The sequence below is a fragment of the Nonomuraea basaltis genome, assembly GCF_005893125.1.
Classification (GTDB): Bacteria; Actinomycetota; Actinomycetes; order Streptosporangiales; family Streptosporangiaceae; genus Nonomuraea; species Nonomuraea basaltis.
Window position 1 is genome coordinate 14,274 of record NZ_VCJS01000106.1, and the last position, 22,948, is coordinate 37,221.

At 69.7% G+C, this 22,948-nt stretch carries 20 protein-coding genes and 1 pseudogene; 17 read left to right on the top strand and 4 right to left on the bottom strand.

Translation table 11 applies throughout. From position 1 onward, the window contains the following. The first annotated feature begins 14 nt into the window (after positions 1–14). Entirely contained in the window at positions 15–998 is a 984-nt protein-coding gene (gap, locus tag EJK15_RS38255; RefSeq protein WP_138715361.1) for a type I glyceraldehyde-3-phosphate dehydrogenase, read from the top strand. A gap of 63 nt (positions 999–1,061) precedes the next feature. On the opposite strand, the gene EJK15_RS38260 is transcribed toward gap, so the two are convergent. From EJK15_RS38260 to EJK15_RS38270, 3 genes are all read right to left on the bottom strand, one after another. Continuing rightward, a complete protein-coding gene (locus tag EJK15_RS38260; protein ID WP_138715362.1) occupies positions 1,062–2,228 on the bottom strand; it encodes a cation:proton antiporter in 1,167 nt (388 codons plus the stop codon). Between the two features lie 4 nt (positions 2,229–2,232). Beyond that, positions 2,233–2,712 carry a cation:proton antiporter regulatory subunit gene (locus tag EJK15_RS38265; protein ID WP_138715363.1) on the bottom strand — a complete coding sequence of 160 codons (480 nt, stop codon included), beginning with the start codon at positions 2,710–2,712 and terminating at the stop codon, positions 2,233–2,235. A gap of 160 nt (positions 2,713–2,872) precedes the next feature. Then, a complete protein-coding gene (locus tag EJK15_RS38270; RefSeq protein ID WP_240777473.1) occupies positions 2,873–3,550 on the bottom strand; it encodes a helix-turn-helix domain-containing protein in 678 nt (225 codons plus the stop codon). Between the two features lie 129 nt (positions 3,551–3,679). Here EJK15_RS38270 and EJK15_RS38275 point away from each other — a divergent pair, with 129 nt between their 5' ends. The 9 genes and pseudogenes from EJK15_RS38275 to EJK15_RS38315 all read left to right on the top strand — a co-directional run bounded on the left by EJK15_RS38275 (position 3,680) and on the right by EJK15_RS38315 (position 12,210). Further along, positions 3,680–4,522 (top strand): universal stress protein, encoded by an 843-nt coding sequence (locus EJK15_RS38275; protein ID WP_138715364.1) that lies wholly within the window; start codon positions 3,680–3,682, stop codon positions 4,520–4,522. A 107-nt stretch (positions 4,523–4,629) separates the two neighbouring features. Then, positions 4,630–5,286: a CBS domain-containing protein gene (locus EJK15_RS38280; protein WP_138715365.1), complete on the top strand. Its 657-nt coding sequence runs from the start codon at positions 4,630–4,632 to the stop codon at positions 5,284–5,286. 9 nt (positions 5,287–5,295) lie between these two features. Beyond that, positions 5,296–7,554 carry a carbamoyltransferase HypF gene (hypF, locus tag EJK15_RS38285; protein ID WP_138715366.1) on the top strand — a complete coding sequence of 753 codons (2,259 nt, stop codon included), beginning with the start codon at positions 5,296–5,298 and terminating at the stop codon, positions 7,552–7,554. Then, positions 7,551–7,625, top strand: a pseudogene (locus EJK15_RS75095) (hypothetical protein); the annotation flags it as partial. The gene hypF and the pseudogene EJK15_RS75095, both read left to right, overlap by 4 nt. Positions 7,626–7,750: 125 nt before the next feature. Then, entirely contained in the window at positions 7,751–8,095 is a 345-nt protein-coding gene (locus EJK15_RS38290) for a universal stress protein (RefSeq protein ID WP_240777474.1), read from the top strand. After that, complete coding sequence (locus EJK15_RS38295) at positions 8,092–9,012, top strand: sigma-70 family RNA polymerase sigma factor (protein ID WP_206061358.1); 921 nt, start codon at positions 8,092–8,094, stop codon at positions 9,010–9,012. Before EJK15_RS38290 ends, EJK15_RS38295 begins: the two co-directional genes overlap by 4 nt. A 253-nt stretch (positions 9,013–9,265) precedes the next feature. Then, positions 9,266–10,168 (top strand): ABC transporter ATP-binding protein, encoded by a 903-nt coding sequence (locus EJK15_RS38305; protein WP_138715368.1) that lies wholly within the window; start codon positions 9,266–9,268, stop codon positions 10,166–10,168. Then, positions 10,165–11,718: an ABC transporter permease gene (locus EJK15_RS38310; protein WP_138715369.1), complete on the top strand. Its 1,554-nt coding sequence runs from the start codon at positions 10,165–10,167 to the stop codon at positions 11,716–11,718. Before EJK15_RS38305 ends, EJK15_RS38310 begins: the two co-directional genes overlap by 4 nt. Positions 11,719–11,790: 72 nt before the next feature. After that, complete coding sequence (locus tag EJK15_RS38315) at positions 11,791–12,210, top strand: pyridoxamine 5'-phosphate oxidase family protein (RefSeq protein WP_138715370.1); 420 nt, start codon at positions 11,791–11,793, stop codon at positions 12,208–12,210. Between the two features lie 13 nt (positions 12,211–12,223). On the opposite strand, the gene EJK15_RS38320 is transcribed toward EJK15_RS38315, so the two are convergent. After that, positions 12,224–12,634 carry a CBS domain-containing protein gene (locus EJK15_RS38320; protein WP_138715387.1) on the bottom strand — a complete coding sequence of 137 codons (411 nt, stop codon included), beginning with the start codon at positions 12,632–12,634 and terminating at the stop codon, positions 12,224–12,226. A 308-nt stretch (positions 12,635–12,942) separates the two neighbouring features. Here EJK15_RS38320 and EJK15_RS38325 point away from each other — a divergent pair, with 308 nt between their 5' ends. The 7 genes from EJK15_RS38325 (at position 12,943) to EJK15_RS38355 (ending at position 22,945) form a co-directional block, all read left to right on the top strand. Continuing rightward, on the top strand, positions 12,943–14,613 hold the full coding sequence (locus tag EJK15_RS38325) for a sensor histidine kinase (RefSeq protein ID WP_206061359.1): 1,671 nt from the start codon (positions 12,943–12,945) through the stop codon (positions 14,611–14,613). Between the two features lie 104 nt (positions 14,614–14,717). Continuing rightward, complete coding sequence (locus EJK15_RS38330) at positions 14,718–17,015, top strand: phosphoketolase family protein (RefSeq protein ID WP_138715372.1); 2,298 nt, start codon at positions 14,718–14,720, stop codon at positions 17,013–17,015. Positions 17,016–17,093: 78 nt separating this feature from the next. After that, complete coding sequence (locus EJK15_RS38335) at positions 17,094–18,428, top strand: wax ester/triacylglycerol synthase domain-containing protein (RefSeq protein WP_138715373.1); 1,335 nt, start codon at positions 17,094–17,096, stop codon at positions 18,426–18,428. Between the two features lie 152 nt (positions 18,429–18,580). Next, on the top strand, positions 18,581–19,930 hold the full coding sequence (locus EJK15_RS38340) for an amino acid permease (RefSeq protein WP_138715374.1): 1,350 nt from the start codon (positions 18,581–18,583) through the stop codon (positions 19,928–19,930). Further along, a complete protein-coding gene (locus tag EJK15_RS38345; protein ID WP_138715375.1) occupies positions 19,927–21,102 on the top strand; it encodes an arginine deiminase in 1,176 nt (391 codons plus the stop codon). The genes EJK15_RS38340 and EJK15_RS38345 overlap by 4 nt, the downstream gene beginning before the upstream one ends. Next, on the top strand, positions 21,099–22,028 hold the full coding sequence (gene argF, locus EJK15_RS38350) for an ornithine carbamoyltransferase (RefSeq protein ID WP_138715376.1): 930 nt from the start codon (positions 21,099–21,101) through the stop codon (positions 22,026–22,028). The genes EJK15_RS38345 and argF overlap by 4 nt, the downstream gene beginning before the upstream one ends. Further along, positions 22,025–22,945, top strand: a complete 921-nt coding sequence (locus tag EJK15_RS38355; protein WP_138715377.1) for a carbamate kinase — start codon at positions 22,025–22,027, stop codon at positions 22,943–22,945. Before argF ends, EJK15_RS38355 begins: the two co-directional genes overlap by 4 nt. Positions 22,946–22,948: the final 3 nt, after the last annotated feature.

The window sequence follows — 22,948 nt, forward strand, 5'->3', positions numbered from 1 at the left end:
CGGACGATACGGACATGAGAATCGGAATCAACGGGTTCGGCAGGATCGGCCGGGCCGTCCTGCGTCGCGCATTGCGTACCGACCTGGACATCGTCGCCGTCAACGACATCACCGACACGGCCTCGCTGGCCCACCTGCTCAAGCACGACTCCACCTACGGACCGCTCGACCTGCCCGTCGCCTCCTCCGACTCCGCCTTGGAAGTGAACGGCCGCACGATCACGGTCAGCAAGCACGCCGACCCGGCGGAGATCGACTGGCGTGCCCACGACGTCGAGCTGGTCATCGACGCCACCGGCCGCTTCCGGACTAGGGACGCCCTGGCGAGCCATCTCAAGGCCGGCGCCCGCAAGGTCCTGCTCTCAGCTCCTGGCAAAGACCTGGACGCCACAATCGTCCCAGGTGTCAACGACGCCGCCTACGACCCCATCCGGCACGAGATCGTCTCCCTCGCCTCGTGCACCACCAACTGCGTCGCGCCGATGGTCAAAGTGCTGCACGAGCGTTTCGGCTTCGTCCGCGGCTTCATGACGACCATCCACGCCTACACCGGTGACCAGATGCTGCTGGACGCCCCCCACAAGGACCCGCGCCGCGCCCGCTCGGCGGCGGTGAACATCGTGCCGACGACCACCGGCGCCGCCCGCATGGTCGGCCAGGTGCTACCCGAGCTGAACGGCCGGCTCGACGGCATCGCCATCCGGGTGCCGGTCGAGGACGGCTCGATCACCGACCTGTCCGCGCAGCTCAGCCGCCCGGTCACCGCACAGGAGGTCAATGAGGCCTTCGCCGCAGCCGCTGAGAATGACCTGCACGGCATCCTGCGCTACAGCACCGATCCGCTCGTCTCCCGCGACATCATCGCCGACGCCTCCTCGTGCGTGTTCGACTCGGCCCTCACCCAGGCCAACGGGGACCTGGTCAAAGTGTTCGGCTGGTACGACAACGAGTGGGGCTACGCCAACCGGCTCGTCGAGATGGCCCAGCGGATGGGGTGACCAAAGCAGTAGCCCCACCGCGGCGGGAATGGGCATCTGGCCAGTCGGCGCCGGCACAGGGACTCAGGCCCTTTGCAACTGCTCGGAAGATCTGCTTGCATGCCGAGCACCGATGAAGCGGGTGGTGAGCGGCCCCACTACGGCCAGGACGAACACGTAGGCGGCCACCAGGGGCGCCAGGACGGGAAGCTGCGCCCCAGCCAGACCCACGATGACGATGGAGAACTCTCCGCGGGCGATCAGCGCGGTGCCGGCCCGCAGTCGGCCGCGCCGGCCCACCCCGTCGCGGGAGGCCGCATACCGGCCGGTGAGAACCTTGGTGAGCCCCGTGACAACGGCTAGCGCCAGCGCGGCCGGCAGCACCGGCAGCAGCTCGGCGGGAGCCACCGACAGGCCGATGGCCAGGAAGAACACCGCGGCGAACAGGTCACGCAGCGGTGCGGTGACGGTACGGGCACGCTCGGCGGTCTGCCCGGTGAGGGTCAGGCCGACCAGGAAGGCGCCCACCGCCGCCGAGGCGTGGACGTACTCGGCCAGAGCCGCCACGACCATGGTGAGGCCGAGCACGCGCAACATGAGCTGCTCATCGTCCGGGTGGGCCACGAGCCGGCCGATGTGGTGGCCCCACCGGTAGGAGGCGGCAAGAGCGGCCAGCACCGTACCCACCGCGACCAGCGCGCCCGCCACGGCCTGCCACCAGACGCCGCCGGAGGCCAGCACGGCCAGCACCGGCAGGTAGGCGGCCATCGCGAAGTCCTCCAGCACCAGTACCGACAGCACCGACGGGGTCTCACGGTTGCCCAACCGCCGCAGGTCGCCCAGCAGCCTGGCGATGATCCCCGAGGAGGAGATGTACGTAGCACCGGCCAGCGCCACAACTCCGACGCCGTCCAGGCCCAGCAACCAGCCCGCCACGGCACCCGGGACGGCATTGGCCAGCAGATCCACACCCGCGGAGGGCAGGTGCCGGCGCAAGCTCGCGGTGAACTCGCCGATGGAGAACTCCAGACCCAGCGCCAGCAGCAGCAACACGATCCCGATGGAGGCGGCGGCCCGGACGAACCCTGCCGCGGTCGGGACAGGCAGCACCCCTCCCTCGCCCAGCGCCAGCCCGGCCAGGAGGTAGAGCGGGACCGGCGACAGGGCCGCGCGGCGGGCCAGGGAGCCCAGGGCGCTGAGAACGACCAGGATGAGGCCCAGCTCCAGCAGCAGAGCGATAGAGATGTGCACGCGTTCAACCCCGGATGATCCGCGTCACGCCCGCGATGCCGTCCTGGGTACCGACCACCACCAGAACGTCACCAGACCGCAACACCTGGTCGGGACCGGGCGAAGCGATCACATCCTCACCCCGCACGATCGCCACCACCGACGCGCCGGTGCGGGTCCGCGCTCGCGTGTGCCCCAGCGGACGATCCACATACGGCGAACCGGGCGTCACCCTCACCGGTTCAGTGCTCAACCCGGGCACCTCTCGGGTCAGGTCCGCGAACCGCTCGGCAATCCGCGGCGCACCCAAGATCTGGGCCAGCGCGTCGGCTTCCTCCTCGTTGAGCCGGAACAGCGGCCTGCCCTCATCCAGGTCACCGCCGACATAGCCGACCACCTCGAACTCGCCCGTCCGCCGAGCCACCACGCCGATCCGATCCCCCGCGTGGGTGGTGAACTCATACCGCAGTCCTACACCCGGCAGCAGCACCTCGTTCACGTCCATGCAGCCATCATCACGGTAGGTGAACACCTCTTGTGGGATGTCACCGTCGGCAACTACACCGCCTAAAGGGCGCTTGGGAACAACCGGACGCGCATCGGCAACAGCGCGTTCCGCGGCAGGTACATCCCCTACCAGTGCCGCCGGCGTAGCCGGTCGTCCTTCAGAGGGCGTGGATGCGCCGGCCGGTGATCTGGTGCGGGACAATGCGGATGTACAGCGGTCGGTCGCCGCCCGCCCACGGGGTCACGTGAGCCTCGGCGACCTTGTCCACCTCGTCTTCCGGCACGTGGTGAGCGGGGCCCTGGACGAGGACGCTCCAGCCCTGCCGCATGGCCTCGTCGATCCGGTCCACCTCGAAGCCGATCAAGATTTCGACTCCTTCTCGTCCGGTGCGCAGGTCCTGGTCCATGGGCCCGCCGTAGGCGGTACGGAAGACGATGGCACCGTCGTGGACCTTGTAGTTCACGGGCAGCACGGTGGGCCCGTGGGAGCCGTTGAAGGCCACCCGGCCGATGCCGCCCGGCGCGATCAGGCGCAGGCATTCCTGGGGGTCCAGGACCTGCAGGACCGGGTCGCCAGCGGCGATGCCTGGGCCGGGCGGGTGGTCGAGGCCACTGTCGAGCAGGTCCTGGGGTGTGGCCTCCAGGGCGGCGGCCAGCCGGATCACCGTACCTGTCTCCGGGACGTCCGGGTGATCCTCCAGGTACTGGAGGTATTCGGCCGATAGGTCCGTGCGGGCGGCGACCTGCTCGCGGGTGAGGCCGAGCCGGTCGCGGTGATGGCGAATGCGGCGTCCGAAATCGCCGGTGCCTGTCATGAGCGTGTCCTCCCTGGTCATGGTCCTGAAGCTACCCACTGGCCCATGCGGGAGACAGGGTCCTTCGGCCCATGCCGGACTGACCTCTGGCCCTGCAGCGAGCCTGCGCGGGCGCGGTCCGATGGGTGGGTGAACGAAGGAGGACACAACATGATCATCGTAGGAGTGGACGGCTCGGTGACCGCACGGGCCGCGGTGGAGTGGGCGGCCAACGACGCCTTCCGCATGCGGGTGCCGCTGCGGATCGTGCATGCCGTGGACCGCACCCCGTACCAGGTCGGCAGATACCCCAACCCGTCCCTGCCCGATGTGCTGTTGCGTGAAGGGCGGAGGATCCTGCGCGAGGCCGAGGCGCTCGTGCACGAGCGCCAGCCCACGGTCGAGGTCACGACGCAGGAAGTGGAGGGCGCGCCCGCCACGGTCCTGCGCGAGCAGGCCAAGGACGCCACCGAGATCGTCGTCGGCAGCCGCGGGCTCGGCGGGTTCGCCGGCGCGCTGCTGGGGTCGGTCAGCACGCACGTGGCCGGACACGCACGCTGCCCGGTCGTGGTGGTGCGCCCCGAGCACCGGCCGGTGCACGGGGAGGTCGTGGTCGGGGTCGACGATTCGCCGGAGTGCGAGCCGGCGCTGGCGTACGCCTTCGAGCAGGCCAAGCTGCGCGGCGCCACGCTGCGGGCCGTGCATGCCTGGCAGTTGCCGGTGCATGCCTTCGCGCCGGAGGCCACCTACGACATGGACGAGGTCCGCACGGCGCAGCACCAGGTCGTCCGCGACCGGCTGAACGCTGCCCGCGAGGAGTATCCGCAGGTGACGGTCGTCGAGGACGTTCATGCGGCGCACCCCGTGGATGCGCTGGTCGAGGCGTCCGGGCAGGCGGATCTGCTGGTGGTGGGCTCGCACGGGCGCGGCGCCATGGGGTCAATGGTGCTCGGTTCGGTCAGCCGGGGAGTGCTGCACCACGCTCGCTGCCCGGTGGCGGTGGTCCGCTCATAGGAACCGCCGGCAGATCGAGGACCTTGGACCCCGGCACGCGGGACGTTCGCCGCTGTGAGGCAAGGCCGCCGAGGGGGAGCGTGGGAGCGGAAGTGAGGAGGCATGTCATGTCGATCGAGGTCAAGGACGTCATGGGCCGGGTGGCCATCGCCGTGCTGGAGGATGCGTCCTTCGCCGACATCGTGGCCGCTATGAAGCGGTACGCGGTGGGCGCGGTCACCGTGGTCGACGCCGACCGGCGGCCGGTGGGCGTGGTGTCGGAGGACGATCTGCTGCTCAAGGAGATCGATCCGGTACGGCACAGCGTGTCGATGTTCGAGTCCCGCCGTCAGCGGCGCGAGCACGACAAAGCCGCGGGGGTGAGGGCGGCTCAGCTCATGACCTCCCCGGCGATCACCGTCACGCCGGGCACCTGCGTGCGTGACGCGGCCCGGGTGATGCACGACAAGCGCATCAAGCAGCTGCCTGTGATCGACCCGGTGACCGGGCGGATCATCGGCACGTTGCATCAGCGTGACGTGCTGCGGGTCTTCACCCGTCCGGTCGCGGACCTGGAGGCGGACGTCATGGCCGTGCTCCCGGACCCCGAGGCGATCTCCATCGAGATCGACCAGGGTGTGGTGAAGCTCAGCGGTCGGGTGCAATGGAGATCCCAGGCCCTCGCGATGGTGGAGGCGGTACGGGCCATCGAGGGCGTCGTCGACGTGACCTGTGAGGTGGACTCCGACAAGGACGACCTCCTCATCATTCCCCCGCTGCTGTAGGAGCCGGTGATGGACGCCGCATGGAGGATCGAGGTACACGGGATCGTGCAGGGCGTCGGCTTCCGGCCGTTCGTCCACCGGCTGGCGACCGCCGTCGGGATCCGCGGACACGTCCGAAACGCCGGCGGGCACGTGATCATCTCGGCGAGTGGCTCGCCGGCCTGCCTGGAGGAGTTCGTCTCCGGGTTGACGACCATGCGTCCCGAAGCGGCCCGTATCCGTGACGTGGTCGTCACTCCCGGGACGCTCGATCAGGAGGCCGTCGGGTTCAAGATCGTGGAAAGCCAGGCCGTGCCTGGTCCCGCCCGCGAGATCCCGCCGGACCTGGCCACGTGCGCCGATTGTCTGCGCGAGCTGTTCGACCCGGCGGACCGGCGCTACCGCTACCCCTTCATCAACTGCACCGCCTGCGGCCCTCGCGCGACCATTATCGAGAGCCTGCCCTACGACCGGGCTCGCACCTCCATGCGCGGGTTCGAGATGTGCACGGCGTGCGCCGCCGAATACCACGACCCGGCAGACCGGCGCTTCCACGCCGAGCCGATCGCGTGCGCCTCCTGCGGCCCTCGGATGCGTTTCCTGAGCTTGACCGGGGAGGCGGCGCTGCGGGCGGCGGTGGACGTCATCGCGGGCGGCGGCGTGATCGCCGTCAAGGGGCTCGGCGGCTTCCAGCTCGTCTGCGACGCGATCAACGACGAACCCGTTTCACGGGTGCGCCAGGTCAAGGCCCGCGACGCCAAGCCGCTGGCGGTCATGGTGCGCGACATGGTCGCCGCCGACGCGCTGGCCGGCCTGTCGGAGAACGACCGCCGCCAGCTCGGCGCGCCGTCCGCGCCCATCGTGCTGGCTCCGCGACGGCACGGCGTCCTGACGCCGGGGATCTGCCATGGGATGCCGGACATCGGGTTGTTCCTGCCGTACACGCCGCTGCACCACCTGCTCCTGGACGCGCTCCGCCGCCCTCTGGTGGTGACCAGCGCCAATCAGGCCGACAGCCCCATGCTGATCGACGATGTCTCCGGCCTCGACGTGGACGGTGTCCTCACCCACGATCGGCCCATCGTGGCCCGCTACGACGACTCGGTCGTCCGCTCGTTCGGATCGCGCGCCACGACGATCCGCCGCGCCCGTGGGCTGGCTCCGGCCATGCTGCCGCTACCGGTCGCCGCCCCGCCGTTGCTGGCCGTGGGTGCGCAGCTGAAGAGCACGTTCACGCTGGCCGGCGGCCACGGGGCGGTGCTCGGGCCGCACATCGGCGATCTGTCCGATGCCCAGACTCTGGAGGCGTACGAGGAGGCGCTCGGCCACCTGCGCCGCATCCACGGCATCGAGCCCGTGCACGCAGTGCACGACCTGCATCCCGACTATCTGTCGACCCGGCTGGCGCAGCGCTGGCCGAGTCGCGTCGCCGTGCAGCACCACCACGCACACGTCGCCGCCGTGGCCGCCGAGCACCGGCTGGAGCCGCCGTTCCTCGGCGTCGCCTACGACGGGCTCGGGCTGGGCGACGACGGCACATTCTGGGGTGGCGAGCTGCTGCTGGCCGGCTATACCGGTTACCGGCGGCTTGGCCGCTTCTCCCACGCTCCGATGCCTGGCGGGGCGGCGGCCGTACGCAGGCCCGCCCGCATGGCACTCGGTTACCTGCTCGGCGGCGAGACCAGCACGGGCCCCATCCCCAGCGGTCTCGCCGCCGGCCTGCCCGATGCGGACGTCATCGGCCGCATGATCGCGCAACGCGTGAACTGCCCGATCGCATCCAGCGCGGGCCGCCTGTTCGACGCCGCGGCCGCGCTGCTGGGATTGTGCGATGTCAACGGCTTCGAAGGCGAGGCCGCCATGCGCCTGGAGCAAGCCGCCACGGCCTACCCTGGTGCCGATCCGCTGGCCTGGCGGCTGGAGCGGCGCGACGGCCTGTGGGTGTACGACGGCCTGGCCACGCTGCGCGACCTGCTGGAGGCCAAGAGGGACGGCGAGCCGGTCGGCCGGATCGCCGCCGGGTTCCACGCCACCATCGCGGCCGTCACGGTGCTGCTGTGTGAGCGGGCCGCGGCCGAGCACGATGTCACCCAGGTGTGCCTGTCGGGAGGGGTGTTCCAGAACCGGCTGCTGGCCACCGACGTGCTCGCCCGGCTGTCGGCGGCTGGGTTCGAGCCGTACATCGGCGAGCAGGTCCCGGTCAACGACGGCGGCATCAGCTACGGCCAAGCGGCGATCGCGGCGGCGAGACTGTCACGTACTGATCATGGGCGCGGCTCATTCGCGTGATCACCGCGGCGGCGGAGGCGGAGCTGCTGGTCGTCGGCAGCCACGGGATCGGGGGCTTCCGGGGGATGCTCGTCGGATCCGTCGCCTACGGCGTGGCCGGGCACGCTGCTTGCGACGTCGTGGTGGTCCGCGAGCTGCCCTCGCTGCCACGAGACGAGATCGTCGTCGGATCGACGGCTCGCCGGCATCGGCCCGGGTGCTGGAATTCGCCTTGGCGGAGGCGCGGCTGCGGGGAGCGCGGTTGCGTGCCGTCCAGGCCACGGCATATCCGCATCCGAGCCACTTCGCGCCTGCGGGTCCTGAGGAGTCGCCCGCGCTGAAGCAGATGCTCGGCGAGCAGTATCCGGATGTGGCCGTCGTGGAGGAGACAGTGCACGGCCATCCCGTTGACGTGCTCCGTCAGGCCGCGAGCGGTGCCGACCTGCTGGTGGTGGGGTCGCACGGGCGCAGCATGTTCGCCGGGATGGTCTTGGGCTCGGTCAGTCAGGAGCTGCTCCACCAGTCCCCATGCCCGCTGGCCGTGGTCAGGAGCGCCCGGTGAGCATCGACGCGCATGCGGAGCCGGCTCCGCATGATCAGCTGAGCGACTACCTGGCGCGGATCAGCGGCACACCCTTGCTGACCGCCGCTCAAGAGGTGGAGCTCGCCAAGCGGATGGAGGCCGGTGTCTACGCCGCCCATCTGATCGGGCAAGGGGCGGCGGAGCCCGGACTGGAAGCGGTGGTCGCCGACGGTCGAACCGCCAGACAGCACATGATCGAGGCAAACCTGCGCCTGGTCGTGTCGATCGCCAAGCGCTACGCCCACCGCGGGCTCTCGCTCGCCGACGTGATCCAGGACGGCAACCTGGGCTTGATCGAGGCCGTCGAGCGCTTCGACCACACCCGGGGCAACCGGTTCTCCACGGTCGCCACCTGGTGGATCCGCAAGGCCATCCAGCGAGGCCTGGAGTACACGCACACGGTCCGGCTTCCGATCGGCGTCCAGGACCGGCTTGCCAAGATCGCCCGGGCGGAGACAGCGGCCACGCACCGGCTCGGACGCCGCCCGACGGAACGTGAGCTGGCCGAGGAGTCGGGACTGGCGCCGGCCACAGCCCGGGCCCTGCGCCGGCTGCCGCAGCGATGCGCGAGCCTCGACGTGATCGTGGGAGAGGGACGGCACCAGACGACGCTGGGCGAGCTGGTGGAGGACGTAGAGATCTTGTCCGCCGAGCAACTCGTCGAACGGAAGGCGCTGAAGGACCTGCTCGCCTCACTCGTCTCCGGGCTGGCGCCGCGTCAGGCATTGATCATGGAGTTGCGGTTCGGGCTGGACGGGCACGATGGGCACACGCCCCGGCAGATCGCCGACAAGTTGGGTCTGACGCCGCTTTGGGTGCGCCAGCTGGAGAAGGAATCGCTGGCTCACATGCGTGGGCGCGGCCGCAGGCAAGGGCTGCGGGCGTGGGCGAGCTGACCCGCGATTTCGTGGAAGTGGACTCATGAAACGATCTGGACGCTGGCACCACTGGCTAGGGGTGCCCGTCCGCACATCCCGGTGGACCGGCGCGCGCCGTCGCGCGAGTTCGAGCGGATCGCGCCCCACGTCCCCGTCTTCCGCATCACGGCGCCCTCAGAGAGGCGAAGGTCCCGACGCCTGACGCCTTACGACCCTGTCCCTCCCGAGCCGCCGGGCAAGACGCTGAAGGCCCGAGGGAGAGGAGCTCGAGATGTCCGCAGTGGTCGTAGCGGGACTGCGCAAGCAGTACGGGACGGTCAAGGCCGTCGACGGAGTAAGTTTCACCGTTGAGCGGGGCGAGGTGTTCGCGCTGCTCGGCCCGAACGGGGCGGGCAAGACCACGACCGTGGAGATCCTGGAAGGGCATAGGCGCCGCGACGGGGGAGAGGTGTCGGTGCTCGGCTTCGATCCGGCCACCGGCGGCCGGGCCTACCGCGAGCGTATCGGGATGGTGCTGCAGGAGGCCGGGTTCGAGGAGGAGTTCTCCGTCTTCGAGCTGGTCCACCTCTACGCCGGCTTCTATCCCCGGCCTCGGGACCCGGACGAGGTCATCGAGCAAGTTGGGCTGAAGGACAAGCGTGACGCCCGGGTACGGACGTTATCCGGGGGTCAGCGGCGCCGCCTGGACTTGGCGCTCGGCCTGGTCGGCGGGCCGGAGCTGCTGTTCCTGGACGAGCCCACCACCGGCTTCGACCCCTCGGCCCGGCACCATGCCTGGGAGCTGATCGACGAACTGCGCTCGTCCGGCACCACGATCCTTCTCACCACCCACTACATGGACGAGGCCCAGCACCTGGCAGACCGGGTGGCGGTGTTGCGCGCGGGCCGCCTGGTGGCCGTCGGCGCGCCGGACACCCTCATCGCGGCCGACCGCACCAGCGTGCTGTCCTTCCGGCTGCCCGAAGGGACGGTTCTCGCCGATCTGCCGCTCCTGACCGGTCACGTCGAAGCGCACGGCGCGGCGGTGTCGGTCCAAACCGCCCAGCCCGCCCGTGACATGCATGTCTTGACCGGCTGGGCGCTGGAGCGCGGCGCCGAGCTGACCTCCCTGTCGCTGGCCCGGCCGTCGCTGGAGGACGTCTATCTCGATCTGGTGAACGAGGCGACATCATGATCAGCAGCCTGGTCTGGCACGAGACCCGATCCTTCTTCCGCACGCCGATCGCGGCCGGCTTCACCGTCGCGATGCCGCTGCTGATGGCGGTGATCGTGGGTGCGGCAGTGGGTAACCAGGTCGTCGAGCCCCGCACGGGCGTGCGGGTGATGCAGTTCGTCATCCCGGTCATGGCCGTGTTCGGAGTGGCGCAGGGGTGTTTCGGTGCGCTGGCCATTCACCTGGCCGACCTTCGCGACCGCGGCTGGCTGAAGCGGTTGCGCGGTACGCCGGTGCCCGCCTGGGCGGTGCTGGCCGGGCTGGTGGGCGCGTCGCTGATGATCGCGGCGGCGACGGTCGCCGTGCTGCTGGCGGTGGGTGTGGTCTTCTACGATCTGCAGATGGTGTGGCGGACGCTGCCCGCGCTGCTGGTCACTCTGCTGCTGGGAGCGTTCTGCTTCACCGCGCTCGGCTTCGCCGTGGTCGCGCTGGTGCGCAGCGCGGCGGCGGTGCAGTTGCTTGGCATCGGGCTGCTGCTGGCACTGGCGTTCATCTCCGACATCATCCTGATCGGCGCCCGGCTGCCCGCCTGGCTGGACATAGTGGGCTGGGTCTTCCCGCTGCGGCACCTCGGCAACGCCGTCCGCGACGACCTCAACCCGTTCCTGACCGGGACCGGCTTCTACGGCGATCATCTGGCGGTGCTGGCGGCCTGGGGGATCGGCGGTGCCGCCGTCGCCGTGTGGCGCTTCCGCTGGGAACGACCCCAGGCCCGGACGACAACAGCCCGGACGGCCCGCGGAGGACTTCCGCGACGGCAGGGTCGCCCGGCGCCGTGGCGGCTGCTGGCCGGTCAGGCGGGGCACGCGGTGATCCGGCTACGCCGTGACCTGTCCACGGCGTTCTTCACGGTGATCCTGCCGGTGCTGCTCCTCGCACTCATCTCGCTGATCTTCGGCGAGGCCCGGGTCTCGGGTGTCCGGCTGCCGGTGTTCATGCTCGCCGCGATGATCACATACACGGTGGGCGTCGCGTCCTACGTCAACATCGCCGAAGCCGTCGCCGGTGACCGCGAGCGTGGCGTGCTCAAGCGGCTGACCGGCACGCCGATCCCGCGCTGGGCCTACCACGCGGGCAATCTCACCACTGCGCTCCTGGTCACCTTGGCCACCGCCACCGTGCTGGCGCTGGTGGCCGCGCTCGGCTACGACGTCACGATCGAACCGGCCATGATCCCCGGGCTGCTCGCCGCGATCGTGCTCGGGAGCGCGTGCTTCGCCGTCTTCGGTGCTCTCGTAGTGGCGTTCGTGACCAAGCAGCAGACCGCAAACGCGATCACACTGGGCACGTTCCTGCCGCTGGCCTTCGTCTCCGACGTGTTCGTCATCGGCGGGGAACTGCCCGGGGTGCTGCGCGCGATCGGCGACGTCTTCCCGCTCAAGCACGTCTCCCACGCGCTCCTGGCCGTACTGGACCCGGCGGGACGGCCGTGGCCCTTGATGGATCTCGCCGTGGTCGCGGCCTGGACGCTGGCCGGCGTCGCGGTTCTCGCCCTCAAGAAGGGACGTTAGACCCTATTTTTCGGTGCCGTTCCTGCAGCAGGCTAATACGGTGATGTACAGCACGGCAGGCGGTCTGGTGGCATGAACGGCCGAAAGCTCAAAGAACTGTCCGCAGCGGACTCTCTGCGACGGTTGGCCAGCGTGCCGCTCGGACGCGTCGTGTTCACCCGGCACGCGCTCCCGGCCGTACGACCGGTGAACCACATCGTCTCTGACGGGCAGATCGTCATCCGCTCCAGTTCGGGGACCATCCTGAGTGCCGAACTGGCGGTGTTCGAGGCCGTGGTGGCCTTCGAAGTGGACGAGTTGGACGTCGGGGAACGCCTCGGCTGGAGTGTGGTCGTCACCGGCGTCGCCCAGCTCGTGAAGGACCCTGAGGAGGCGGCTCATTTCAAGTCCATTCTCCAGCCATGGGTGGCGGGGGAGATGGAACAGGTGATCCGCATCCGCCCCGAGATCATCACCGGCTTCGAGCTGGTTCCCGCCGCCGTCCCCGGATGATGCGGCGCCGGGGTCAGGGACGGTCCCACGTGAAAGGCAGCTCCAGGACGTCGTCCTTCCGCCAGCCGAGAGCCCCCTGGACGTCGATGACCCCGTCGAGGCGTTCGGCCGTGTGGACGGCGGCGGCCGCCTCGCTGCGCCGGTCCGTGTATCCGGACAGTGTGACGATGCCGTCGCGGACCTCGACGATGATCCCGTCGCGATCGTTCCACCTGGCATGCGGCGGGATCCCCTCGACGACGCGGCGCCTGATCTCGTCGTCGTCGCGCAGGTACATCCTGAGCAGGTCCCGCCGGCTGACGATGCCCTGCAGCCTGTCCTCGGCGTCGACGACGACCAGCCGTTTGACGCCGCTCTCGTCCATGACCCGGGCGGCCCTGACGGTGGAGGCGGACGCGGAGATCGTCACCGCGGGCGTGGTCATCAAGTCCGCAGCGGTATGCCCCGCCGTCTTCCTCTCGCCTTCCTCGCCTTCCTCGCCTTGCCCGGTGAGGTCACCCGCGCGGTCATGACCTCTCTCACCGTGATCCGCATCATGGCCCTCCTTCCGGTTCTCCCTTTCATCACATCGCCATCTCGGGTGGATTCGTAGGGACGGAAGCCCTTGAGCACCCGGACTTTTGGAAGGCAGAAAGTCCCAGAAAAGTGCGAGCCTGCACTGGCGATGGAGGGTATGCGGTGTTCTGTCTCGGTGCGAGACTGATCGATATGGAGAGCGAGCACCGTCCGTTGATGCCGCAGATGCGGCTTGATGAGTTGCTGGCCGAGCTGCAGGTGCGGCTCAACGCTGTGATGGCCACCCGAGATCGGGTACACGCGCTGCTCGAAGCCGTCGTGTCGGTGGGCAGCGACCTGGACCTGGAGACGGTGCTGCGCCGGATTGTGGAGACCGCGACCAAGCTGGTGGACGCCAGCTACGGCGCGCTGGGTGTGGTCGGGGACGAGAACACGCTCATGCAATTCATCCCGGTCGGGCTGAGCGAGGAGGAGATCGCCCGAATCGAACACTGGCCGCACGGCCTGGGGCTGCTCGGGTTGCTGATCAAGGACGCCCGGCCGCTGCGGCTGGGCCGCATCTCCGACCACCCGGAGTCGTACGGCTTCCCGCCGGGCCACCCGCCGATGGGCACCTTCCTCGGCGTGCCGGTGCGGGTGCGCGACGAGGTATTCGGCAACCTCTACCTGACCGAGAAGCGCGGCGGCGGCGAGTTCGACGAGGAGGACGAGGCCATCGTCATCGCGCTGGCCACCGCGGCCGGCGTCGCCGTGGAGAACGCCCGCCTGTACGAGGAGTCGCGCCGGCGCGAGACCTGGCTGCAGGCCTCCTCCGAGGTCACCACCAGCCTGCTGTCCGGCGCCGAGCCCCGGCAGGTGCTGACCCTGGTGGCGGCACGCGCCCGCCAGATGAGTGACGCGGACCTGGTCCAGATGCTGCTGCCAGAGCCGTCAGGGCAGTCGCTGCGCGTGGAGGTCGCCGAGGGCGAGGGCGCCGGGGACCTGCTGGGCGCCGCCTTCGAGGTGTCGGCCACGCTCGCGGGCGACGTGTTCGTCCAGGGGGAGCCGATGTCCGAGGCGGACATGCAAAGTGCTCCCTACCCGGACTCGCCGCTGCGGCGGCTGGGCTACGGGCCGGGGTTGATGGTGCCGTTGGGAGCCGTGCCGAATGTGCGCGGGGTGCTCGTGCTGGCCAAGCGGAGCGGGCGGCTGCCGTTCAGCGGGGCGGACCAGCAGATGCTCCATGCGTTCGCCGGTCAGGCGGCGATCGCGCTGGAGCTGGCCGACGCGCGCCGGGACGCCGAACGGCTCGGCCTGCTGGAGGACCGGGACCGGATCGCCAAGGACCTGCACGACGTGGTCATCCAACGGTTGTTCGCCACCGCGATGACGTTGATGAGCACGATCCGGCTGGTGGAGCGGCCGGAGGCGGCCAAACGGCTGCAACATGGGATCGATGAGTTGGATGGGACGATCCGGCAGATCCGCTCCTCCATCTTCGCCTTGCAAGGCTCCCACGATCAGGGCGAGCCCAGCCTGCGAGGACAGATCGTGGACCTGGTGGAGGGTGCCGGCAGCCATCTGGGCTTCATGCCGGGCCTGCGGATGGAAGGGCAGATCGACACCCTGGTGCCCGAGTCCGTCGCCGAGCACCTACAGGCCGTGCTGCGCGAGGCCCTGTCCAACGTGGTACGCCACTCCCACGCCACCCGCGCCGAAGTCTCCGTCGAGGTTTCCAGCGACGATCTCACCCTCAAGGTCTCGGACAACGGCATCGGCCTGGGGGAGAGCGGGCGTCGCAGCGGCCTGCGCAACATCGAGGAACGGGCCGGCCGCTTGGGCGGCACCGCGGAGCTGGCGAGCCCTGAAGGGGAAGGCACACGGCTGCGCTGGCACGTTCCTCTGTAAGGTCCGGCATTCGGCGATGGGACGACGAAGCAGAACCGTCTGGCCCACGAGAACGGGACCAAGGTCCCTAGGGCGCGGGGACGGATCCGGACATCATCGGCACTATGACGACGATGCAGCACATCGATGCCTACTGGCGTGCCGCGAACTACCTTTCCGTGGGGCAGATCTACCTGCTGGACAATCCGCTGCTGACCGAGCCGCTCCGGCCGGAACATGTCAAGCCGCGCCTGCTCGGCCACTGGGGGACGACGCCCGGGCTGAACTTCTGCTTCGCCCACCTCAACCGGATCATCGCCGAACGCCACCAGGAAATGATCTACATTGTCGGCCCCGGCCATGGCGGCCCCGCTGCGGTGGCGCACGCCTGGCTGGAGGGCTCCTATTCCGAGAAGTACCCCGAGGTCTCGCAGGACGCTGCGGGCATGCGCAGGCTGTTCCGGCAGTTCTCCTTCCCCGGCGGCATCCCGAGCCACGTGGCGCCGGAGACCCCCGGTTCCATCCACGAAGGCGGTGAACTCGGTTATTCGCTCGCGCATGCCTTCGGCGCGGCCTTCGACAACCCTCGCCTGGTCGTGGCCTGTGTCGTCGGGGACGGCGAGGCGGAGACCGGACCGCTGGCCGCCAGCTGGCACTCCAACAAGTTCCTGGACCGCCGTCGCGACGGCGTGGTGCTACCGATCCTGCACCTGAACGGGTACAAGATCGCCAACCCGGCCGTGCTGGCTCGCATTCCCGAGGAAGAGCTGGTCAAGCTTATGGAGGGGTACGGCTACCGCCCCCACGTGGTCGGCCCCGACCACGAGCAGATGGCGCGGACGCTGGATGAGGTGTTCGACCAGATCGCCGCCTTCAAAGACGGCCGCGCGACCAGGCTTCCCATGATCATTCTTCGGACGCCGAAGGGATGGACCGGCCCCCGTGAAGTCGACGGCAAGCCGGTCGAGGGTACGTGGCGCGCTCACCAGGTGCCTCTGTCGGGCGTCCGCGACAACCCCGAGCACCTGGCGATGCTGGAGGAGTGGATGCGCTCCTACCGGCCGGAGGAGCTGTTCGACACCAACGGCCGCCCGGTGCCCGCCTTGTCGCAGACGGTGCCGGAGGGGTCACTGCGCATGAGCGCCAGCCCGCACGCCAACGGCGGCGAGCTGCTACGCCCGCTGGCGCTGCCGAACTTCCGCGACTACGCGGTGGAAGTCAAGGCACCTGCGGAGCAATTCACTGAGCCCACCCGGGTGATGGGCGCCTTCCTGCGCGACGTGATCGCCGCCAATCCGGACGGCTTCCGGCTGATGGGACCGGACGAGACGGCCTCCAACCGGCTGCAAGCCGTGTTCGAGGCCACGGACCGGGCCTGGAATGCGGAGCTCCTGCCAACGGACGAGCATCTGGGCGCCGGTGGCCGGGTGATGGAGGTGCTGAGCGAGCACCTGTGCCAGGGCTGGCTGGAGGGCTATCTGCTGACCGGCCGGCACGGGCTGTTCAACTGCTACGAGGCGTTCATCCACATCATCGACGCGATGTTCAACCAGCACGCCAAATGGCTGGAGTCGTCGCAGAAGATCCCGTGGCGGCGGCCGGTGGCCTCTCTCAACTACCTACTGTCGTCGCACGTGTGGCGGCAGGACCACAACGGCTTCAGCCACCAGGACCCCGGCTTCCTCGACATCGTGGCCAACAAGAAGGCGTCCGTGGTGCGCGTCTATCTGCCGCCGGACGCCAACACGCTGCTGTCGGTCACCGACCACTGCCTGCGCTCCCGGGACTACGTCAACGTGATCGTGGCCGGCAAGCAGCCGGTGCTGGACCTGTTCACGATGGAGGAGGCCGTCGCGCACAACACGCGCGGGCTCGGCATCCTGCCGTGGGCCTCCACCGACGAGGGCGTCGAGCCGGACGTGGTGCTGGCCTGCGCCGGGGACGTCCCAACGCTGGAGACGCTGGCCGCGGCCGGCATCCTGCGCGAGCATCTGCCCGAGCTGAAGGTGCGCGTCATCAACGTCGTGGACCTGATGCGGCTGCAGCCGCCGTCGGAGCACCCGCATGGCATGCCGGACGCCGAGTTCGACACTCTCTTCACCACCGACAGACCGATCATCTTCAACTTCCACGGTTACCCCTGGCTGATCCATCGCCTCACCTACCGCCGGCGCAGCCACGCCAACCTGCACGTGCGCGGCTACAAGGAGGAGGGCACGACCACGACGCCGTTCGACATGGCCATGCTCAACGACATCGACCGCTACCACCTGGTCATGGACGTCATCGACCGCGTGCCCGGCCTCGGCTCCAAGGCGGCGCACCTGCGGCAGCGGATGAGCGGCACCCGCCTACGCGCCCGCGCGTACACCCGCGAGCACGGCGAGGACGCGCCCGAGATCAGCAACTGGACCTGGTCGTGATCGAACTCGCCTGGTGCAGGCGCTTGGTGTCATACCGGTGAACATCGCAGTGGGCAGGCGATCGGCTGGGAGGCTTCGATGAGTGGCACTCGACACCACAAGGTGATGCCGGCCCTGATTGATGAGGATCGGGCCAGCGCAGGCGACTTGTTCAATCTCGCGGTCGACATCGGCCCCATACCCATGCAGGTCGGCGCCTGCCTGATCCTGGACACCGGGCCGGGCTTCGACCTGACGCGGGCGCGGCAGTCGATCGCCGAGCGGGTCGGCACGGTGCCGCGGCTTCGTCAACAGCTCGTCCATGCTCCGCTCGGCTGTGGTCGGCCGTTGTGGATCGACGATGCGGCGTTCGACTTGAACCACCACCTGCACACCATGGTGTGCCCGCCACCGGGTGACGAAGACGCGCTGCTCGACCTCGCTGCCACGGCGATCGGCCGGCCTCTGGACGCGTCGAAGCCCTTGTGGTCGATCACGCTGGTGACAGGCCTGGCCGATGATCGGATCGGCATGATCGTCTGCTTCCACCACGTGCTCGCCGACGGCATCGGCGGGCTGGCGGTGCTCGGCCGCCTCGTCGACGGGATGCCGGCGCCGGCACCGCGAGCATTCCCCGTCCCCGCACCATCCCGTCGCCGGATCGCCGCCGACGCGTGGAGAACCCGGCTGCGCGCGCTCGCCGGCCTGCCTCACGCCTGGCCTGCCGCCAGGCGCGCCGCCGCTGAATTGGGAGTCCCACAGCGGTTGGCACGCTGTTCGCTGAACGCGTCCGCAGGCGTGCATCAGCGGCTGGTGACCGTCAGCGCGAGGCTGGCCGACGTCCGCCGGTTCGCGCACGCCCACGGCGGCACCGTCAACGACGCCGTGCTCGCCGCGATCACCGGCGCGGTACGTGCGCTCCTGGCCCGCCGCGGAGAAAACATCCCCGATCTGGTGGTCTCCGTGCCGGTGTCGGCACGGGCATCTGCCACCACTGCCCGGCTCGGCAACCAGGTCGGCGTCATGCCCCTCCGCCTGCCCACCCGAGGCGGTCTTGGGCAACGGCTCGAACGCACCGCGACGATCACCCGAGCCAGGAAGTCCACGACCCCAGGAGCCTCGTCCCAACTGCTCGCCAGGATCGGCGGGATTCTGGCCCACGTGCACATTCTGGGCTGGCTGCTGAAGCACCAGCACCTGATTCATACCGTCGTCACCAACATGCGAGGGCCCGAGGAGCCGTTGTTCTTCAACGGCGCCAGGGTGCGCACGATCATCCCGATCTCGCTCGTCCGGGGGAACGTGACCGTCGCCTTCAGCGTGCTGTCCTACGCTGGCAGCCTGGCCACGACCATCGTGGCTGACGCGGAGCGCGTACCTGACCTGCCGTGCCTCACCCACGCGCTACAAGAAGAATTCGCCGCGATGAGCTGACGCCTCGACCTCGCCCCCCTTGAGGACCGTCCAGGGCACGATCGTGCCGACAGGATCGAGGACCAAGGTCCCGGCGCATCGGTGGCTTAAGCCTCGGTCCCCCAACCGCCGGGATTGATGTGCTGGTGGTGATCGTACGAGAGGGGATCACCATGTCCGTCACCCCGTTACCGCGGCGCCGCAAGCTGGGGCCGTGGATGGCGACCGCGCTGGTCGTCGGCAACATGATCGGCTCGGGAGTGTTCCTCCTGCCCGCATCGCTGGCCGCCTTCGGCAGCGCGAGCCTGCTGGCGTGGGCGCTCACCGCCACCGGGGCGCTGCTGCTGGCACTGGTCTTCGCCCGGCTCGGCCGCGCCTACCCCAAGACCGGCGGCCCGTACGCCTACGCCCGGCGCGCCTTCGGTGACTTCATAGGCTTCCAGACCGCATGGGGTTACTGGATCGCGGTGTGGGTGGGCAACGCCGCCATCGCGGTGGCGTTCGTCAGCTACCTCGGCTACTTCTGGCCCGCGCTCACCGACACCGCCCTGCTCGCCGCGACCGTGGCGCTGGCGGCGATCTGGCTGCTGACCGCCGTCAACGTTCGAGGCGTACGCCTGGGCGGCTGGATCCAGGTTGTCACCACGATCGCCAAACTCCTGCCCTTGGTCGGACTGGCCGTGGCCGCGCCGTTCTTCATCGACGCCGCCGACTTCACCCCATTCAATCCGAGCGGCCAGGGCACGTTCGGGGCCGTCACGGCCGCCGCCGCGCTGACGCTGTGGGCGTTCATCGGCATCGAGTCGGCCACTGTGCCCGCCGAGGACGTCGACGATCCGGAGCGGACCATCCCGCGCGCGACCGTGATCGGCACGATCGTCACCGCGGTCGTCTACATCTTGGGCACCGTCGCGGTGTTCGCCGCCGTGCCCCGCGCGTTGCTGATCGAGTCGACGGCGCCGTTCGCGGACGCGGCCGCTTCGATGTTCGGCGGCTGGGCGGGCACCGTGGTCGCGATCGGCGCGATCGTCAGCGCGTTCGGCGCGCTCAACGGCTGGATCCTGCTGCAGGGCCAGGTACCGATGGCCGCCGCCCGCGACGGGCTGTTCCCGCAGGTGTTCGCCAAGACCTCCCGCTGGGGCACGCCGGTCGTGGGGCTGGTCGTCTCCAGCGTCCTGGTCACCGGGCTGATGCTGCTGAACTACAACGCCGGCCTGGTCGAGCAGTTCAACTTCGTGATCCTCCTGGCCACGCTCACCACCTTGATCCCGTATGCGTACGCGGCGGCGGCGCAGCTCCTGCTGGCCCTCACCGACCGGGAGCGCTTCTCCGGCAGGCGGCTGACGGTTGACGGCACGATCGCCGTCGTGGCGTTCGCCTACGCGCTGTGGACCATCGCCGGATCGGGCTACGAGGTCGTCTACAAGGGCACGCTGCTGATGCTTGCCGGCATCCCGGTCTACGTGTGGCTGAAGTACCGCGACAGCGACGACACCGTCCGCATCGACAGGAAGGCGGCATGAGCGTGTTCCATGTTGACAGCGAGGTGGGCACGCTGCGGCAGGTCATCCTGCACCGCCCCGGGCTGGAGCTGATGCGGCTCACGCCGTCCAACTGCGATGACCTGCTCTTCGACGACGTGCTCTGGGTCAAGCGGGCCCGCCAGGAGCACGACGCCTTCGCCGACGCCCTGCGCGAGCGCGGCGTCACCGTCCACCTCTTCGACGAGCTGCTGGCCGAGACGCTCAAGCTGGACGAGGCCCGCGCGTGGGTGCTGGACCGGGTGGTCACCGAACCCGCCTTCGGCCCCACGCTCGCCCCGCCGCTCCGGCAGGTGCTGGAGTCCATGCCGGTAGACGTCCTGACCCGCCATCTCATCGGCGGGTTGACCAAGCGCGAGCTCGGCCTGGCAACGGACAGCCTGCGTCTGGCCGGGCTCGGCGAGGACGACTTCATCCTGCCGCCGCTGCCCAACCACCTATTCACCCGCGACGCCTCCGCCTGGATCTACGGCGGCGTGTCCCTGCACCCGATGGCCAAACCGGCCCGCCGCCGCGAGACCACGCACGTGGCGGCCGTGTACGCCTTCCACCCGATGTTCGCCGGGCGGGCGCCGGTGTGGTTCCCGGCGGAGGCCGAACAACCCGCCAGCATCGAGGGTGGCGACATCCACGTCGTCGGCGACGGCGCGGTGCTGGTGGGGATGAGTGAGCGCACCACGCCGCAGGCGATCGAGCTGCTGGCCCGTCGCCTGTTCGAGGCCGGCGCCGCCGAGCGCGTCATCGTCGCCGCCCTGCCGAAGAAGCGGGCCTTCATGCACCTGGACACCGTCATGACCATGGTCGACCGGGGCATCTTCGTGGCCTACCCCGAACTGCCGCCGTTGCGGTCGTTCACCCTCACATCCGGCCTGCGCGTACGCGAGAACGACGACCTGTTCACGGCCCTCGGCGCGTCCCGCGTGCTGTGCGCGGAGCAGGACGTGTGGGCGGCCGAGCGCGAGCAGTGGGACGACGGCACCAACGTGCTGGCCATCGCCCCCGGCGTGGTCGTCGCCTACGAACGCAACGTCACCACCAACACCATGCTCCGCAAGCACGGCATCGAGGTCATCACCATCGCGGGCGCCGAACTCGGCCGTGGCCGCGGCGGTCCCCGCTGCATGAGCTGCCCCGTCGAAAGGAGCGCGTCGTGAAAGACCTGCTGCGCATCGCCGACCTGACCCCGGACGACCTCGCCCACCTGCTCGACCGCGCCGACCATTTCAAGCTGCGTCCCGCCGACTCCCGAGAGCTGCTGCGCGGCCGGACCGTGCTGCTGTACTTCGCCAAGCCGTCCACCCGCACCCGCCTGTCCGCCGAGACCGCGGTGGTACGCCTCGGCGGGACGCCGCTCACCGTCGGCCCCACCGAGCTGCAGCTCGGTCGTGGCGAGACCATCGCCGACACCGCCCACGTCGTCAGCTCGTACACGGCGGCGGTGGTCATCCGCACCTTCGACGACGAGGAGGTGAGAAGCTTCGCCCGTGCGGCCCACGTACCGGTGATCAACGCGCTCACCGACGGCCATCATCCGCTGCAGGCGCTCGCCGACCTGATGACGCTGCGCGAGGTCGTCGGCGACCTGCGGGGACGGAAGATCGCCTATGTCGGCGCGGCGACCAACGTCACGCACAGCCTCATGGAGGCCGCCGCCCTGGCCGGGCTGTCCATCGCCGTCACCACACCGGCCGCGTACGCGCCCGACCCGGCCGTCGAAGCGGTGACCAGGAAGCTATCCACCGGAGGGGAACTGCTGCTCACCGACGATCCGCGCGAAGCGGTCAAGGGGGCAGACGCCGTCTACACCGACGTATGGCTGTCCATGGGCGACCGGCCCGAGGAGAAGGCCGCGCGCGTGGCCGCACTGACCCCGTACCGGGTCACCGCCGACCTGATGGCCGCCGCCAAGCCAGGCGCTATCTTCCTGCACTGCTTGCCCGCCCACCGCGGCGAGGAGATCACCGCCGAGGTGATCGACGGCCCCGCGTCTCAGGTGTTCCGCCAAGCCGCCAACCGGCTCCCCACCGCCCAGGCCGTGCTCGAGGCACTGCTCAACCGCGACCTGGCAGGCGCGCTGTGAGAATCGTCATCGCGATCGGCGGGAACGCGCTGCTGCACCGCGGCGAGCGGGCCGACGCCGCGACGCAGCTGCGCAACGTCACCTCCGCCGCCGAGCAGATCGCCTGGGTCGCCGAGCGTCACCAGGTGCTCATCGTGCACGGCAACGGCCCCCAAGTGGGGATGCTGGCCGAGGAGAGCGAGCGCGACCCCACGCTGGAACGCGGCTACCCGCTGGACACGCTGGTGGCCGAGACTCAGGGCATGATCGGTTACTGGCTGGCGCAGAACATCGGCCGCCGCCTGCCGGACACACCGGTCGGCGCGCTGGTCACCCAGGTCGTCGTGTCCGCCGCCGATCCTGCCTTCGACCGCCCGGACAAACCCATCGGGCCTTATTACCCGACGGAGGAGGCCGAGCGGCTGTCCGATGAGCGTGGCTGGGAGTTCACCAAGGAAGAGCACGGCATGCGGCGTGTCGTCCCCTCACCGCGCCCGATCCGGGTCATCGAGCTGCCCATCATCAAGCGCCTGCTGGATCAGGGGTGTGTGGTGATCGCCGGCGGTGGAGGCGGCGTGCCGGTCGCAAGTGATCGTTCGGGCGTGGAAGGGGTGGTGGACAAGGACCTGGTCGCCGCGCTACTCGCCGAGCAGATCCGGGCCGACCTGCTGGTCATCCTGACCGACGTACCCTACGTATACGCCCACTACGGCACCCCGCGCGAGCGACCCCTCGTGCTGACCTCCCCGGAGGAACTGGACGCCATGGCGTTCACGGCGGGCTCCATGCGGCCGAAGATCGACGCGGTCTGCGCATTCGCCCGGGCCACCGGACGACCGGCGACCATCGGCGCTCTGAACGAGCTCGTGGCCGTGATCACCGGCGCGCGCGGCACCCACATCCGTGAAGGGAGAGCGCTCGGGCGGAGGCAACGGTGAAGG